General features: G+C 32.7%; 10 protein-coding genes, 1 tRNA gene and 2 pseudogenes. 6 read left to right on the top strand and 7 right to left on the bottom strand.

Translation table 11 applies throughout. The annotated features are described in order from the left end of the window. Positions 1 to 9: 9 nt before the first annotated feature. Positions 10 to 738, bottom strand: a complete 729-nt coding sequence (gene recO / locus OPR29_RS04995) for a DNA repair protein RecO (RefSeq protein WP_007302913.1) — start codon at positions 736 to 738, stop codon at positions 10 to 12. 196 nt (positions 739 to 934) lie between these two features. Here recO and OPR29_RS04990 point away from each other — a divergent pair, with 196 nt between their 5' ends. Next, positions 935 to 1,483, top strand: a complete 549-nt coding sequence (locus OPR29_RS04990) for a hypothetical protein (protein WP_052265027.1) — start codon at positions 935 to 937, stop codon at positions 1,481 to 1,483. A gap of 89 nt (positions 1,484 to 1,572) precedes the next feature. Next, positions 1,573 to 2,253 carry an IS6 family transposase gene (locus OPR29_RS04985; protein WP_264376282.1) on the top strand — a complete coding sequence of 227 codons (681 nt, stop codon included), beginning with the start codon at positions 1,573 to 1,575 and terminating at the stop codon, positions 2,251 to 2,253. Positions 2,254 to 2,487: 234 nt separating this feature from the next. On the opposite strand, the gene OPR29_RS04980 is transcribed toward OPR29_RS04985, so the two are convergent. Next, on the bottom strand, positions 2,488 to 6,774 hold the full coding sequence (locus OPR29_RS04980) for a DEAD/DEAH box helicase family protein (protein ID WP_265025160.1): 4,287 nt from the start codon (positions 6,772 to 6,774) through the stop codon (positions 2,488 to 2,490). Between the two features lie 353 nt (positions 6,775 to 7,127). Between OPR29_RS04980 and tnpA the strand changes: the two are divergent. The 3 genes and pseudogenes from tnpA (at position 7,128) to OPR29_RS04965 (ending at position 11,009) form a co-directional block, all read left to right on the top strand. Beyond that, positions 7,128 to 7,546, top strand: a pseudogene (gene tnpA, locus OPR29_RS04975) (IS200/IS605 family transposase). A gap of 44 nt (positions 7,547 to 7,590) precedes the next feature. Next, positions 7,591 to 7,938, top strand: coding sequence for a hypothetical protein (locus tag OPR29_RS04970; protein ID WP_265025159.1), 348 nt, complete (start codon positions 7,591 to 7,593; stop codon positions 7,936 to 7,938). Positions 7,939 to 8,774: 836 nt separating this feature from the next. Further along, complete coding sequence (locus OPR29_RS04965) at positions 8,775 to 11,009, top strand: coiled-coil domain-containing protein (protein ID WP_265025158.1); 2,235 nt, start codon at positions 8,775 to 8,777, stop codon at positions 11,007 to 11,009. Between the two features lie 192 nt (positions 11,010 to 11,201). Here the strand turns inward: OPR29_RS04965 and OPR29_RS04960 are convergent. Beyond that, positions 11,202 to 11,753 (bottom strand): annotated as a pseudogene (locus tag OPR29_RS04960) (IS256 family transposase); the annotation flags it as partial. A gap of 222 nt (positions 11,754 to 11,975) precedes the next feature. On the opposite strand from OPR29_RS04960, the gene OPR29_RS04955 reads away from it, so the two are divergent. Continuing rightward, the gene (locus OPR29_RS04955) at positions 11,976 to 12,989 is read left to right on the top strand and encodes an IS110 family RNA-guided transposase (protein WP_264376686.1); all 1,014 of its coding nucleotides are present in this window, start codon (positions 11,976 to 11,978) and stop codon (positions 12,987 to 12,989) included. A 448-nt stretch (positions 12,990 to 13,437) separates the two neighbouring features. Here the strand turns inward: OPR29_RS04955 and petA are convergent, their stop codons facing one another. The 4 genes from petA to OPR29_RS04935 form a co-directional block, all read right to left on the bottom strand. Further along, complete coding sequence (petA, locus tag OPR29_RS04950; RefSeq protein WP_006014178.1) at positions 13,438 to 14,037, bottom strand: ubiquinol-cytochrome c reductase iron-sulfur subunit; 600 nt, start codon at positions 14,035 to 14,037, stop codon at positions 13,438 to 13,440. 94 nt (positions 14,038 to 14,131) lie between these two features. Beyond that, positions 14,132 to 16,834 (bottom strand): DNA topoisomerase (ATP-hydrolyzing) subunit A, encoded by a 2,703-nt coding sequence (gene gyrA / locus OPR29_RS04945; RefSeq protein WP_265025157.1) that lies wholly within the window; start codon positions 16,832 to 16,834, stop codon positions 14,132 to 14,134. A gap of 51 nt (positions 16,835 to 16,885) precedes the next feature. Further along, a tRNA-Val gene (locus tag OPR29_RS04940) sits at positions 16,886 to 16,958 on the bottom strand. A 64-nt stretch (positions 16,959 to 17,022) separates the two neighbouring features. Further along, positions 17,023 to 17,889, bottom strand: a complete 867-nt coding sequence (locus tag OPR29_RS04935; RefSeq protein ID WP_010403952.1) for a tetratricopeptide repeat protein — start codon at positions 17,887 to 17,889, stop codon at positions 17,023 to 17,025. Positions 17,890 to 17,931: the final 42 nt, after the last annotated feature.

Here is a 17,931-nt window from a genome sequence, read left to right as displayed (position 1 = left end):
AAGTAGTAACTAAGATTCAAATGATAGCATAAAATTTCTCAACTCCGGAAATTTCGCATTTAACTGCAGAAATAGATATTTATTTAAAAAATACCCTGTAATTTTTAACCCTAGTCTGAATTCTTGATATGAGTAGCTATTTTGTAGGTTGTTATTGTATACATCATGCAACATCTGTGGAAAAGGTAGTAATTTATCTGCATAACAGTCACCTACTTTTTTTGACACTGCTCTACCAGTTTTTGGAGAAATAAATTGTAGATTTTCTTTCACACCTGTTACAGCACATTTTGATAGGTCTAACTTAAATCCAAGTTGCGTAAGAAGCAGAAGCTCTAAGTTAAGGTAATGACTTTGCCAAAACTGGCTATTATGTTTTATTACATCGATGAAGTGTCTAAAATTATCATATAACTTGATGCAGGATTCACTTTCTGGAAGCACTTTTTCTAATATAGACGAGAAAGAAACAATAGCAATGCTTTTTAACCTATCTTGAAAGAAATGATGAAATGGAGATTCAATCAATTCGCACTTTAAAAAACCTAGATTTTCAGGTAGCTTAGCACTCCATTCTGCATGTAATAGATTACTTATTTGAAACTTATAATTGCTATTGTTTGTTAACCTAGTTAATCCTCTGCACTTTCCATGATTTTTTGTAAATAGAGAAAGAATTAAATTTTTGTCACCGTATTTTTTAACAGCTATAATAACACCTTCATCTTTCCATCTCATTCAGAGTATATTGACCATATGATATTATAGAGATAATAAAATTAGTGTAGCAAATTTGAGTTTAAGTCAACTGAAATATATTGACTTTATGTGCAATATTAGCTTTAAACCAGTAAAACAAGCTGCTTAACATATGCGCCCTCTCTATTTTAATTATACTCTTCTTTTGTTTCTATGTTGTTTTTTGCTTTTTTCAATGAAAGCCCAAACGGATGATTCGTCAGTTATTCCTATACCACAAAGAAAAAAAGAATTAGTTGAGTTAGTACAACCGAGGCAAATTATTGAAATACAGGAAATTGATGAGGGTATTCCAATTCCCAAAAGAAAAAAGGGTGTAGAAAGAAAACTAAGAGAAGACATCAAAGAGGTGAAAAATGAAATAAGAGATAAGAAAAATATTGAGAACAAAGATGATGAATTGGCTGTAACAGAAATTATTAATTCTATAAGGGATAAACTGACAGAGTGTTGGAGCATTCCTGAGAGCATAGTTTATAAAGAAAATTTTAGTATAAAAATTAACTTATTATTATCCAGTAAAGGCGAGATCGTTGTAGCCAACGTAGCAGATAGTAGTTCTTATCAAAATAATCCTCTTTTTAGATCAGCAGCAGATAATGCAATGCGTGCAGTATATAAATGTAGCCCGTTAATTGGCTTACCTGCTGAGCAGCATCACATTTGGCGCGAAGTCACGTTAGATTTTATTGTCCCAAATTTAGGAGAAAAACACTGGACTTAAAGGGTTCTGTCGCATCTATAAATCCTGGTATGTAACATTTGTAGGAAAGTAGAAAAGAAGTGATATGATCATCTAAAAAAAAAGCAAAGATGTTTCGTATTAGTTCAAAATTATTGCCATATTTCAAAGGATTTAGCTTTTCAGCAGAGATAATAATGTTATCTGTATATATGAAATGTAGATTCTCTTTGAGCTATCGAGATTTGGAAGAAATGCTGAGTATAAGGGGAGCAAAAATTGATCATGCTACGTTACAAAGGTGGGTTATCAGATTTGTGCCACTGATAGATGAAGCGGTAAGGAAAAGGAAGAAGCAGGTTGGCAGTAGCTGGAGAATGGACGAGACCTACGTTAAATTAAACGGCAAATGGGTTTATCTATACAGAGCACTAGATAGTCTTGGTAATACTGTAGACTTTCTGTTGTGTGCTCGTAGAGACAAGTCTGCGGCACTTGCGTTCTTTCGTAAAGCCTTTAGAGAGAATAACCTGCCTGAGAAAGTAGTAATTGATAAAAGCGGCAGTAATACTGCTGCTCTTGATGATTTGAATACAGAAATTTCTGAAGATTGTAGAATCATGGTTTTTCAAATAAAATATCTAAATAATATTGTCGAACAAGATCATAGATTTATCAAAAAACGAATAAAGCCAATGCTTGGTTTTAAGAGCTTCCACTCCGCAAAGATTACCATTACCGGCATAGAAAATATTCGTATGATTCAAAAAAGACAAATTATCGGGGCTAATGATAATGTTTCTACTTTTTAGAATTTTGCTATGCTAATTGCTCTATAACTCCCATAATCCCAGTTTAATGATCTTCTTGTACCACAATTTATAGATGCGACAGAACCCGTTCGAACTATTATAAGAAAGGCTATACTTCTTGGCACACCTTACATTTTTGTGATTACTAACTTTCATCATCTGTGCTCTCTAAAATATTCGTTGCATAATAGAGCAATCGCTCTTTATTTAGCTTTCCTCCCTTTTTCTTACCTCCTATAAACTTCTCGAAGTGTCTTTCAATTTTGCTATAGGATTAATAAACTCGGTGCTTGGCGAAACAATTTCTTCAGTAGTAAAAGGCTTGACGTTTTTCTCAAGATCATTTTTAACTTCATTTGCTTTATCAACAACACTATTGATAATTTTTTTATCTTCTTCTGAGCTTTGCTTATTTTTTGTTGCACAAGAAGAGTCACCAAGCAGTGGAGAGATAACATAATCTGCAGCTTCTTTTGCCAATTTTATATTTTCCCTTTGTGACAAAATCTCTAGCTCATTTAAGTCACTTTCACATGTAATTCCAGCTTTACCTTGTTGTAATTTTATGTAGTACTCTCTATCACCTTTTGATTCTTCACTCTCTCCAATATCAGACCTACTATTAATCCTATATTGCGATACCGCAGAAGGAATAGTAGAGTCATCATGCTCTTCTACTCTATAATAATGACTATTATAAATGTTAATCCTTTGAATTATATTCTGCAGATAAGATTGCACCTGTTCTATGTTTTGTAAGTCATCTTTTGTGAATTTAAAAGATTTATCTTTTAAATTTTTCCTGAATTTTCTCAAACTTTCCACTTTATCTTGATTTCTTCCTCCTGGATAAATTTGATCAAGTAACTTAAGCAAATAATCACCTTTTTTCAACGGTGATGTTATTTTATCAAATAATTTTAGATGTACTGGATGTTTCAAACATGCATTGATATGCTCTAAGTAATTATTGAAGCTTTTAGTGTCATTTTCGTCCTGTGTTTTTTTTCTCTGTTGATAAACTTCATTAAATTTCTCACGTAACAAATTAATCTCTGTGACACTTTTAACGCTATATTCTGCTATAATATGAGCATAAGTATCCACACTAGGATTATTCCTTAACTTATTAACTTTCTCTGAAAAGCTATTGTAAGTACTTTTTGTTTTTAAGTAATACTCGAAACGATTAAGAAGATACACAACTGTTATAAAAGCATTTCTTAGCATTGTAAACAAAGTACCACCATAATTATCTCTCAATTCTTTTTCATAATTATTAAGCTTTCTTCGTGCATGTTTTAATACACCAATAAATTCCTTCTTACTTTTATTGAAATCATGCTCATTGGTATTGTAAACTTCTATAAACAAATTTAAGGCAATTTCAATACTTTGATCAGCCAGATCGTCAATTCTTTTCAGGCTTTTTATTTCCTGGTTAATATAATCTATTATCTCTGTTGCAAGTTTATTTCCATAAGCTTGTTGATTTGATAATCTTACTACTGATTTATTATAAGCATCAATATACTCTCCTCCTTTCTTGAGTAGATTTATGTCAAAGCTCAATTCACCACTCGAATAGCAAAAGAATGCAGACTTTCTATTAGAGTTTAGGCATCTAAGTCTACCTGGAGCTTGAATAAGCTGTGCAGGCTTGTTGAGATCAGTAGATATTGGATCTATTAGCATTCCAACATGTTGCAAATTAATGTCATTGTACCCCTGTACCTTGCTAGGATTTACATCATTACCAACTAACCCCATACGGCACAAAGCATAATAATCATTTTCTTCTTCCAATAAACCCTTATATAAATCCTCTAGCTCATCTTCTGATAAATGGTCAATTGCTAACTTAGCTAACTGTTCCTGATTTAAATCTTTTAAAGTACTTTCTTGATAATACTTGATGTCCGAGCTATTATTTTTACTAACTGACTCTTTGAGTCTCTTAGCATAAAATGTATCTAGGTTAATTAGATCTTCATATATGTCTTTATTATTAATCGAGGACAATTTCTCTTTTACAAGCTTTAACTCTTCTAATGGTTGGCCACTTATATAGTCTGAAAGCTTACTCTTAAGATCTTCTGCAGGTAAATTGCCTGAGCTATCTAACATTACTAATTTTACTTTGTACTTATTTTCGTAACAAAAATCTTGTAGTGCTCCTAATGGATATTCTTTTTCATTACAAGAATAACAAGGACTAGAATATCTTGAATAAGTTAGCTTACTACCATCTTGTAATGTCATTCCAAGTGCTTTCCCGAGATCTTCAAGTAGCTTTTTCTCATTTTCTCCTAGGCGTGTAGATCCTTTTTTCTCATCTTGTTCTTTATCTCTCAATCCTCTTAAAGAAGAGGCAAACTTTCTTCTTTCAGCAGCTACTCTTTTGAACAGGTCACAAAAGTCATCCATTTTACCTTCTTCTACTCCATAATATTCAAGGTAGTCTCTCACTACATCGTAATAGCCTCTACTTAGCAAATCTACTAGCTTTGTAGGAACTTGTTCTAATCCCTCAGATGACATCAAGAGATGAAGTTCTTTATCTTGGTTCCAATTCCTTATTAATCTTATAAATAAATCACGGTCTTTATTTTCCTTTAGAAGGTTAATTACAGATCGCATATGCTTAACAAGGTTTTTCTTTAATTTATCGCTTTTAATCCCTTGATCTTCAACGTATGTTTTTAAATCACAATTCTTGTCTAACGCTTTTTTAACTTCTGCTACTAAACCTTCCAAATCTGCACACCTCTTCTCATCAAGCTCGTGTCTATTTAGACCTGTTAAGTATGAAAGTGTATTCTCAATTATTCCATGCATTACACGGAATGCAGAATAATCAGCAATACCACTGAAGTCATAATATTCTTTTACGATTCCTGATGCTTTTTCTTTTGTAATATTGAACCGCTTAGCAACTTGCTCTGTTATGAGAACAATTTTTTTTGATTGAGTTATTAACTTATATTCTGGTTGGGGTTCGAACGTTCGCTCCAAGAAATCAAGAATCTTTGATTCATTAAACTCTGGTAAGGTTTTGTTTCTACCATATTGCAATATTTTTTTCAGATTCTCTATCTGCTTATTTGACTCAGCTAAAATCAATGCTGGTTCACCAATTACGCTTTGAACATTTCTATATAAATAATTCTCTACTTCTTTTTTTAATTCATCGTCTGTTAAACTTGCATCGCTATATTTATTGTTTTCTTCCGGCTTAAAATCCACATACTCTTCAACGCCATTAGAATATTCTTTTGCTAGATTTTTACTTTTTACTTTGGTATGAACTTGTAGATTTAAATCCCCGTATACACCAGACTTCATTTTATCTGTCAAAGAAAGAGTTTTAAGTAAACCATCATTTTCTTTGATATATTTATGAGTGCTTATTGAAGGCGTTGCACTTAAAAACAGCGTAGGTACAAGTGCAGATAAGAGTCCCATACGATGTTTATACAACTCCTGTTCTACCACTCGGTGCTCCTCATCAAAGGACAGAGATATAGATTTTTCAATATTTAGTTCAAATTCTTGATTATTAATTGTAACTTTACCATCTTGAATTTTATATTCCTTATCTCCAAATTGAATTTTATCTGTAAGAATTAAAAAATCTTTGCCATCTATATTTATTTTCCCATTCTTTATTTTAAATTCTTTGTCTCCAATGTTGAGAGCTTTTATAATATCAGGAAGATGTTCAAGACCTATTGCCTTTAAAAATTGATTCCAATTTTTCATCAAGCTTTCGCTGCTCAATATAGAGCACCCTTTATTACCGCTTATCTCTTTCAACTCAATATCTTCAATATCAGAGTCAGATAATACTTTTTTCCAATCATCACGTTTCTGTGTTACAAGATCTTCATTAGGTGCTAGAGATATGTAAGGTACACCCATTAGCCTAGCTGGTAGATATTCAACAAGCAGTTCTATAAATGTTTTTCCAGTTCCTGTTGCAAGCGCAAACTCTTTAGTTGGACTCTTACCTTCTTTTAAGTGTTCTATTGTTTCTTTGATGTAAGATAAATGTTGTGGAAATATTACAATTTTACCAAGCCCACCTATTGTTGCACTTTTTTCTTTACCTTTGATTGTTACACTATAATGGTGATTACCTTTCTTATCTCTGCTGATTGTCAACTCATGCTGTGTGCACAAAGTAAGTAGATATTCGTCAGTGTAATCTGTCGTATCTTTAATATCTACCGAAAAAGAAGCACTTTCATCAAATTTAACATTGTATGTACCTTCTTCCTTCTTCGTTAAAGTTACACCAATTTGTCTTTCACCTATTGTTACTTTATCATTTATTTCATCTTTATTGCTACTTAACAAACTTTCTATTTTTTCTTTAATGCCCTTCGCAATTTGAGAAGTTTTGCTATTTAATTCAATTGACAGCAAGACTCCCAAGTAAGTCTTTTCTAGCCCTTCTATATTTCTCTTTTTTGAATCGTCATCAAACTTTGTGAATATTTGCGCAGATGAATGTACCATGTTTTTACCTTTAAAATACAGTGTTAATCTTTTAATAATATAGGAAATTAAATAATTAATCAATATATTTAATTAATGAATTACAAAATAATCATAAATTTTTCTATTATTTCCAAATGAATTAGTATGAACTCTTTAATGTACATTAGTAAAAACCCAAATAATATAACCATTGATAGCAATAAAAACCAAAGATCGTGAAAACTGTTTTCCTTTGAATCTGCAGATCTAGTTTATTAATTAATTTAAAATATTGCATTCTATCTTTATTGTCCCAAATTTGGGAGAAAAACCCTGGACTTGAAGTCCATCCTTTTAAGAATATAATTTTAAGGTGAAAAATCTGAAAGAATGTGGAATATTATAGAAAAAGCAGTCACTCTGTATATATATCACATAGTGTGGATAACAAAATATCGATATCCAGTACTAGTTGGAGATATTGGACAGAAAGCTAAAGAAGTTGTACAAGAAGTATGTGCAAATAATCAAGTAGAAATTATCAGAGGTAGAGTTGCGTCAAGTCATGTACACGTATACGTTTCTGTACCCCCATACTTAAGTATTAGTAAGTTAGTGCAGTTAATAAAAGGAAAAAGTTCCAGAAAAATCCAGCAAAACTTTCCAGAGCTAAAAAAGAGATATTGGGTTGTGGGCAGTAGGCTACTTTGTCAGGACTAGCGGAAATGTAACTGACGAAATGATAAAAAATTATATTGAAAATCACTCTAAAAAAGAAGATAAATTTGGTGACTTTCAAGTCGAAAGTTAGCATTCTATGCTCTCTCTCAATCTTTGGATTTTAATCCATAGTGGTTGAATAAGACTAGATTTGACATATATTCCAGTATACACGAAAGAAATATAAGACCAAGTGATAGATTATCATTTAATAGTTTTTTTAAGCAGCGTCAATTTTTGGCTTTATACTTAGTTTTTGGAAAAGAGGTTTTAAAGTGTTTATATCCTAGTAAAATACAAGAAATAAATTCTTTGATAGAAGATATGAAGAAAGGAAATGGGTATGTTGGAGTAGTGGATGATATTATAGATGATAAACAGAAGTTTACTCATAATACTTTTACTGAATATCTTGTTAGAAGAGGACTTATTTATATATCCAACAAGCACAAAAAATATAAGCTAGAGCAGGAAGAACTATAAAGACAGTTGTAACCTAATCTTGCACAGTTGTTTTTGTAATAACGACAAAAAATAAGTTAAGGGATCTTGTCACATAGCTACTCATGAGAAGAATTTATGAAGCAAATTCAAAAAGAGATATACTAATATCAGTAAATTTGTTAATCAAGTAGCATTTTGAGAGCTAACCTTATCCGAGAAGAAGGTGCAGAAGACAGGAATATTTTTCATAAGAAGAATGATACCAATAAAAATCTTTTATTCTATTCAAGATATAAAGCTACCATACTTTCCTATATATTTTAGATAAATCTTTACTAATTTAATAATATATACTATTAATAACTTAAATAATTACACATTTCTAGTGTTTAAAATTAAGAGCGGTGAGAAGTGTTTTTCTTGGAATCAATTGGTCTACCGCTAGATCCGTGCGAACTTTTCTTTATATCAATTTATTATATAGTAAAAGCAGCTATATTAGCCTACTTCAGCCATATTTACATGCGAACCAATTTACTTGGCTTTGTTGCAAAAATTTCAAGCTTCTATTTTCATAACGCAGCTTTTGCTTAAATTGTTCTCACAAATATACGATCTTTTTATGTTTTTTGGAGAAAGTAAATAATTCAATTCCTTATAACACTAATTAGTATGGTCTTTTCATTAAATTTATCCTTTCAAAAAGACTATGCTTTATTCACCTGCTTTAATGGTATTATAATATTTTACACCTAAACCTACTCTATAAAAATTCACAATACGAATTAGTAAATAGATTATATTCAAATTGATTGTATTTATAATATATAGCGCATACAATATATTACTTGTTTATTTTAGTGGGGGGTATAGGTATGTTTAGTTTAAAGCAGGTAGTACAATATAATTTATTTGGTAGTAACGACCTTGAAGGCAATTCATCTTGTGAATTTGAAGATTTTCCTGAAGAGGTATTTGAGATTAGCAATGAAGAAAATCAAGCAATAGATAGTTTGAAAAGTAAAATAGAAAATCTACAACAAGAAAATTTTGATCTTAAAAAAAATGTAGAGTTACAAAAACACTATAAGAAAAGAGTAGAAGAGTATTACGAAGAAGTAAGTGAACTTACCAGAGAAATGCAAACCCTAGAAGGGAAAATTAAAAGGCTTGAAGTTGAATTACAAAGAAGGACGAGAAATTTAACTGAAAATGATCAAGACATCGAACAGCTAAAACAGAAAGTAGAAATATTATTATTAGAAACTCAGAACAAAAGTGATATAATTAAGAACTTAAATAATCAATTAAAAGAGGCAAAGAATGAAATTCAGTTAACAGACAAAATAAATGAAGAATTACAGCAAAAACTGGTTTTGACTGAAGATGAGTTAAATAGAGTAAGAAAAGAAAGTACAGTGCTGATAAACAGTATAGAGGATTTGAAAGGTGATTATGAAAATCAGATATTAGAAAAAGAGAAGGAGCTTAATGATGTAAGAGATCAATTTTGTATTTATTTATCAGAGTATAAAGAACTATTTGCAGAATTCAATAGACTGCAGAAGGAAAACGAAAGTTTAAAACAGAAAAATTTCTATATTAGTAATGAAGTGTCTCTTGCAGATGAAATAAACAAAGAAAACGTAAGAGAAGAAATAGCAAAGCTTCAGTTTGTACCTGAAGTGAAAATTAAACATATTATTGATAATAATGACCAAGAATCAACCTTACCAGATAGAGAAGCAGAAAATTATCGAACAAGTGAAGATAAAAACCTTGAAAATACTGATTTCGAGATTGGAGTATGGAATGAAGCTGACGATGAAAGTAGCGATGACCAGAAATCAACCTGGCTATATGGAAAAACAGAAAATTGCCGAACAAGTGAAGATGAAAACCTTGAAAATAATGATTTCCCAATTGAAGTATGGAACGAAACGGATAGTGAAAGTGACAATGTTAGCCCTTGCCCTGATTATGATGAAAGTTTTGGTAGGCGTTACAGTCAACTATTCTATGATGAAGCCATAATTCATAAAGAAAAAGATACTTTTGTTTTAATTCGTCAAAAAGATTCTTTTTCTTTAGCGAAAGTAAAACCGAATACAAGAGAAGAAGAAAAGTATGAAAGTATTTGGCAAAAAATAAATAAGATCCATGATTATCTGGACATTTTAGGTTACTCTGGTAGCGAAGAAGATTATGAGGAGTGCGAAAAAGAACTTGATAAAGTTATAAACGAAGCACTGAAACAAGGAATAATGTTCACTTTTCCATATAAATCTGATATGTCCTTGATAGATCGTATAGCTGACACATTCCCAAAGCTATATTTATCTGCTGACACTACTCGAATTTATGAGTTTTTACACAAGAAAAAAATATTTCAGATAATATCAGAAGGTGCATCTTTAAACAGATTTAGCGATGAAGAGCATGGAGATGTAGTAAACGTAATTTGTTCAGATAAAGATACCTTAGGTCAGCGAAAAGCAAACCTTTCAAAGCTGAAGGAGTTAGCACTTGAAAGTATTATAAGTAAAAGTGAGCAAATTGATAAACATGACTTTGAACTAGAAATAGATAATGGATATTTTTGTATAGATTACCCACAAAATAGTACTATTGAAGTTGCAAAGATATTCAATAATCAAAAAGCTAAAGATTTAAATCTAAATATTGGTATAGTTCAAGTTGGAAAAAGTATAATTAGAGTTGAAAACATAGAAGGAAGGAGAAATTATACAGACATCTCAGGAGATATCATTGAAATGTCTTTTACCACTGAAGTAGGAGAGATCAGTATTCATCTATGTCCTAATGAGAAAGATAGTAATAAAATAGAGGTGAGGCTTGTCGATGAAGTAAGATTTAACAAGTTAGAGAATAAATCAAGTTTAGGGCAGAGTTGTCTGTTAGGGGGAAAAAGTGTTTTGACAGCTATAGAAAATGGATATTTCGAAAGAAATAGTAGTGTTTTTAAAGAGTCAGGTAAGACTATTAAACAGTCAGAGTGTACAATGGAAAATCCATCTAGCTTTCTAGAGGGGGTGAATAAAAATCAATTACTCAGAGTAAATGCAAGAGCTTATGGTCGGGGATTATGATAGTTGCTGTACATTGTAGATATAAAAATAAGGGGGATGAAGATGCGTTTTAATTTAGAGCCGGGAGGTGCTTTTTGTGATGGTAAAAATAAGCTTGTAACTGTTAAAATAAATGATGAAGAAAAGATTAATTTATCTGTAATAGTTTAGACTTAATCGGGAATGTTCAAAAAAGTGTGTCAAGCCGCATTTTTAGTTCAACTCAATTTTCAATCTGTTGGGAAAGAAGATGTCAAGTTGAGACATAGTTAAAGCCCAATTAGGGAGAGCCATAATCCACTTTTGCTCCACTTTTTTTATAGCACAATATACCAACTTATACAAGGCATTTGTACTGGTAAATGAGCCCTTGGTTTTAATGAATTTCCTGATTCGTCTATGCAACCCCTCAATTGGATTGGTGGTATAAATTAGCCTTCTAACAGGGCCAGAATACTTAAAATAACCAGACAAATTTTCCCAATTGTTTTGCCACGATTTTATGACCAAAGGATATTTTTCACCCCATTTTTCTTCCAGCTCAAGCAAATAATTTTCAGCGATTTCTTTACTTGAAGCACGATATATTTTTTTCAAATCATTCATGAAAATTTTCACATCTTTGCTGGATACATATTTCAATGAATTTCTTATCTGATGCACTATACATATTTGTACTTCTGCTTTGGGAAATACACTATTTATAGCCGCAGGAAAACTTTTTAGACCATCAACACATGCAATCAGAATATCCTCTACCCCTCTTGTATCTTGTAAAAAGCATCTAATGTTTTAAGCTTAAGCATTAGGTGGAGGAGGGAAGAACTCTGTTTCCCCTCTTAGATATAAAATCTGTAAGAAAGATAAGAGTTCCCTCCTCAAAAGTATAGGCTGGACGGTATCGTAGAAAGACCTAAATGGCTCTAATTCTGTATCCACAAGGTTAGCCTTACTTTTCGTTTTAAATGGTAACGTATGGGGTTATATATGATCAACAACTTTCTTGGAATTGATGTATCAAAAGATCGCTTTGATGTTTTTCTTTCATTCATAAGTAAAAAAGAAAAGCGTGAAACTAGGAAAAGAAGCTTTAAGAACGATGATCTTGGGTTTCAAGGTCTGCTGAGTTTTCTACAAAAGCATAATGTGGAAGAAGTAAAGTCATGCATGGAGGCTACTGGTTGTTATAGCGAAGCTTTGGCTGAATTTCTGCACAATGCTGGACATTTTGTTAGTGTTGTAAATCCTTATTGTATTAAATCTTATACAAGGAGTAAACTCGTAAGACAAAAGAATGATCAGACTGATGCAGAAATTATTGCTGATTATTGCCAAAGACAGGAACCAACTCGTTGGACACCACCTTCTTCTGAAATGAAAAAATTAAAACATCTTTATCGTTGCTCAGTTGCGTTAAAAGATGAATTAGCATTAGTAAATAACCACCTAGAAAAAAAAGAGAGACTGCCTAAAGAAGTTGCAAATGCTTGGGAAGACCTTGCAATGAATATAGCTCAAAAAATAGAAACAATAAAAAACTCCGTACGTGAACTATTAAAGCAACACAAAGAGTTGTTGGAAAATTTTCAACTTCTACTGACTATTCCAGGCATAGGAGAGGAATCAGCAGTAGCTATTTTAGCTGAAATCCCTGACATAAAAGCTTTTAGAGATGCCAGACAATTGGCAGCATATACAGGAGTTATACCGAAAAATATAACATCAGGTTCATCTGTACATTCTAAACCAAGATTAAGTAAATCAGGTTCACAAACATTACGTAAGGCCCTTTTCTTTCCTGCCATAGTAGCCAAGAATCACAATCCTATCATTGTGAGTTTTTGCCAAAGACTAAAGAAGAAGGGTAAGCATAATATGGCAATTGTGGGAGCTGCAATGCGTAAGCTACTCCATATCATTTTCGGTATCCTGACATCCAAAAGTGCTTTTGATCCAAATCATATCAAGAATTACAGAACTAGGATGTTGACTGTAGTTTAAAATCAAAAAATGCTTCCAATCCATTCAACATATTCACTAACTGTAATCTGTGTACTGTTACACAATCAGAAGTATTTTTTGATTTTATGATACAGCTTGAGTAATTTTTTTGTTGACTAGCAAGACAGTATCTTGTCTCTATCTTTATGTATTAAGCTATATAACTCAAAATCTTGATAAAATGCAGAAAAGTTTTTTTAATTTCAGCTCCATCCTCGAAGAGTTAGAAAATAACTTTAAGCAAGTTAGTCAGAATTTTTCTGACGCAAAGGAACAAGTTTTAAATTTAGCTGTCAACTCTGAAAATTTGGCAGGCAAGTTTCTTAATTATCACCCGAATATGTGCATAGTATAAAATTAGCTTGATAGACTTCAAGAGCTTTGCCTATGAAGTCAGTGTGCTTCTTGAAATGCAATATACTTTTATTACTTTAATTATGAAAATCCGTTAAGCCTTCTTGCCAATTACTACAATATTTTCACTTGGAAAAAAGTAGTCAGGTATAGCCATGTTCTTTGGTGCAGGACCGCCAATTACTCGGCCTGATGTGTCATAATATGAACCGTGACAAGGGCAGAACCAACCGTTGCCGTCTTTTGTAGCGTGATCAACTGGTACACATCCAAGATGGGTGCATATTCCAATCATAATTAACCATTCATCTTTTCCTTTGTATACTCTTTTTTCATCTGATTCAGGATCTCTCAAATTTTCTGCATTTATGGCTCTTGCAGCCTCAATCTCTTGTTTTGTGCGCTTGCGGATAAATACTGGCTTACCTTGCCATTTTACCTTTTTTCCTTGTCCTTCTTGAATATCAGATAGATTAACTTCAACCGTAGACATCGCTAAAACCTCAGCAGAAGGATTCATAGACTTAACCAATGGCCAAAGACCGCTTGCAGCTCCTATACCTGCCATGGCACACGTAGTTAATGTGATAAAATCTCTTCTACTCTTATTTTTGGCAAAATCTTTAACAAGAGATGTTTTTTTATTCTTCTCATTCGTCAATGATTTTTTATTTTTAGTTAACTTCTTATCCATCAATCTCTACTTGAACATAGACATATATTTTAATTTAAATATTATAGATTAATCAATAGAAATTTGCACTATTTGTTTAACCTTTGCTATACAGTTAAGAAGAAACAGAGTTGTCAATTTCGGAAATACTATCTTCAGTGGAATCGGGATCCTCAATTTTCGCTACTGACACCACCTTTTCTCTACTCTCTGTTTTAAACAGAGTGACTCCTTGAGTGCTACGTCCTGCAATTCTGATATCATTTACTGAAATACGAATTAACTTTCCTTTATCTGTAATAAGCATGATATTATCACCCTGTTCAACTGGAAAGCTAGCAACAACATTACCGTTTCTGTCGGTAGTCAGGATATTTGTAATACCAACACCACCTCTATTTGTTACCCTATACTCGTACGCAGAAGTTCTTTTACCAAAGCCATTTTCAGTAATAGTTAATATGAACTCCTCATTCATTGCAAGTTTTAAGAACAGTTTGTTATCTATTCCTAAATCATTCAAAGTCTTTTCCAATTTAGAATCAATGAAGTTATTAATTGCAGTCCCCAGTCTTTTTGCAAGTGGAACTTTTAAGTAAAGTTCTTTTGTTTCTGTTGCTACACCTATCCCATTTAATATGGTCATAGATATCACGCTGTCATTCTTTGCAAGTTTGATACCTCTTACGCCATCTGAATTGCGACTTTTAAATTGACGCACATCACTTACAACAAATCTGATGCTTTTTCCAAGTGTTGTTGAAAGTAGAACATGATCAATTTCGCTACATACTTTAACTGATATTAACCTATCCCCTTCGTCGAGCTTTATTGCTATTTTTCCATTGCTTGGAATATAGTGAAAATCTGCTAAGGAGTTACGCCTTATGTTCCCATGAGCAGTAACAAAAACTATATTTTGATTTTCGTCATTCTCACTTGGAAGCGGCATGATGTTAGTTATAGTTTCACCATCGCTAAGCGGGAATATATTAACAAGCGCTCTTCCACGTGCAGTTGGCTCTGCAAGAGGCAGTTTATAAACCTTTAATCTGTAAACTCGACCAGTATTAGAAAAGAATAAAAGGCTAGTATGAGTATTTCCAACAAATAATTTTGTGATTACGTCCTCCTCTTTTAACCCCTGTCCTAGCTTTCCTTTTCCACCACGATGCTGGGTTCTATAGTGAGAGAGCTTCACACGTTTGATGTAACCATTCATAGTTACGGTCACTACCATATCTTCTTGTGGAATTAGATCTTCAGCTTCAATGTCCATGTCTGATTCTTCTATTGAAGTTCTTCGAGGTACGGCAAATCTATTCTTTATTTCTTGTAAATTGTTTTTTATTTCTTGCATCAATTTCTCTTCTGAGCCAAGAAAAGAGATATATTCTTTTATCAGGCTAAGCATTGAATTTAACTCATTTTCTAATTTGCTTTTTTCAAGGCCTGTTAAACGTTGCAATTTCATGTCAAGAATAGCTTTTGTTTGCAGCTCAGTTAATCTATATACTCCATCTTTCAAAAAGCTCACACTGTCTGAGATTAGTTCAATAATCGTGTTTATTTCAGCTGAGGTTTTCCATTTCTTGTTTAAAAGCTCTCTACTTGCTTCTTCAGGATCTTTTGCACCACGGATGATTTTTATCACTTCATCTATGCTGAAGACCGCAATGTAGAGCCCTATGTATATATGAGCTTTTTCCCTCGTTTTTCTTAAACGAAATTCTGTTCTCCTGATTAATACTTCTTTTCTAAAATCAATGAAAGCAGCTATGATTTCTTTCAATGACATCAAAGCAGGCCTGTTATTGTTGAGGACTAAAGTATTAACACTAAAACTACTTCTTAGTGGAGTTAGTCCCAATATTTGATTAAGTATAAAACTTGCTTCAGCATTTCTTCTGAGGTCAATTACTACTCTAATACCAGACTTATCAGACTCATCCCTAATTTCTGTTATGCCATCAATTCTTTTTTCTTTTACAAGCTCACCTATCTTCTCAATTAATTTTACTTTATTTACCTGGTAAGGTATTTCATCAATCACTATTGCTTGCCTATCTTGTGGCAGGTCTTCCATGTGAGTCTTGCCTTGCACAACAATTGATCCACGACCCGTTGCAAATGCTGATCTTATTCCAGACCTTCCAAGAATCGTTCCTCCAGTTGGGAAATCCGGTCCTGGCATCACTTCAAGTAACTCATCCAAAGTAACTTCAGGATTATCTATATATAACATACAAGCATCTATTATTTCTCCAAGGTTGTGAGAAGGAATATTGGTTGCCATACCAACTGCAACACCGCTTGCACCATTTACCAATAGATTCGGAAATTCTGCAGGCAGTACAACAGGCTCTGTTTCATTTCCATCGTAGTTTGATCTGAAGTCAACTGTATCTTCATCAATATCATTCAGTAAAAAATGCGATACTCTGTGGAGCCTTGCTTCTGTATATCGCATTGAAGCTGGTGGATCTCCATCTATTGAACCAAAGTTACCTTGCCCATCGATAAGCGGTAAAAGAAGAGAAAAATCTTGAGCCATCCTGACCAAAGAATCGTAAATGGCTGCATCACCATGTGGGTGATATTTTCCCATTACATCCCCGACTATACGAGCTGCTTTTTTATACGGTTTACCGGCATCGAACCCAGCCCTCGACATTGCGTATAATATGCGCCTATGAACAGGTTTAAATCCATCTCGCACATCAGGTATAGCTCGACTTATGATCACACTCATTGCATAGGAGAGATAAGAATCTTCTAGCTCTTTCACTATTGAAACTGGTACTATGTTGTCTTGCATTTTCTATACTTTGATTGAAATAATTGTAATATTAATATTCAACTAGGCTAATGGGCAATGACAGACTTGAACTGCCGACCTCCTCGGTGTAAACGAGATGCTCTACCAGCTGAGCTAATTGCCCCTCTAGATATAATTCTATAGTTCAATGTTGTTGTTGTAAACAAAAATAGCGATACAAGCAACTCTTATGGAATCGCTGGGTGCGCACTATGGAGTTGTATAAATTTTAGTCTTGCTGCTACCTTGTATAAAGGTATTCTTTCACTTGCATTTTTTGACATGTTCAACAACTTTGAATAACATGCTGTGGCATTTTTAAAATCTGAGAGCTTATCTAGAATAACAGCTAAATTATAGGTATAAAAAATATTGTTTTGATCTAAAGAAATTGCTGCTTTCATATATTCTTTAGCTTTTACGTAATCCCCTTTTTTCATATAGATCAAACCTAAATTTGCTGATAAAGGGGCGCTATTTCTGAGTGTATCATACAATTTCAACATTTCACTCAATGCTAAATTAGGATCATATTGTGAGATTATCGTCAGAAAGTTCTTTAATACATAAGGGTTGCTAGGATATTCTTTTAACAGTCTTGTGTAAATCTCTACAGCTTTTTTAAATTCTTTGTTAGCGTAATAGATATTCCCTAGTCCAATTAAAGCACTTTCATGATAAGGAAATTTTGCGATAATCTGATTGAGGAGAGAAGTAGCTGTTTCACTATCTCCTAACTCAAAGGAATCTTTTGCTTTTTTTAAAATAGAGTATATGTCAAAATTCTTGCCAGAATTCTGCGAAATTTTGATATTAAATTTGTCACTTTTTCTCTCGATAACATCAAGATCTTTATATTTTTTATCAGCTTTTATATGCTTGACAACACTATCAAAGACCTTCTGTATCTCCAAATTTTCACTAGCATAGGTAACAGAAGACCTCCATAAAATCACAACGCAAATTAACATGCAGACAAACATAGATCCTAGTGTTGTGGCATTGGCTGCAGCGCGTAACCAGTAAATCTTATTTCTTTGAACTATACGCAACACATTACAAATTCATAAATGCTACATTACTTATCTAATATAATA

This window comes from Wolbachia endosymbiont (group B) of Pammene fasciana (assembly GCF_947251495.1).
Taxonomy (GTDB): Bacteria; Pseudomonadota; Alphaproteobacteria; order Rickettsiales; family Anaplasmataceae; genus Wolbachia.
The sequence above is the reverse complement of the archived record's forward strand: the minus strand, read 5'-3'. Positions and strand labels throughout refer to the sequence as shown.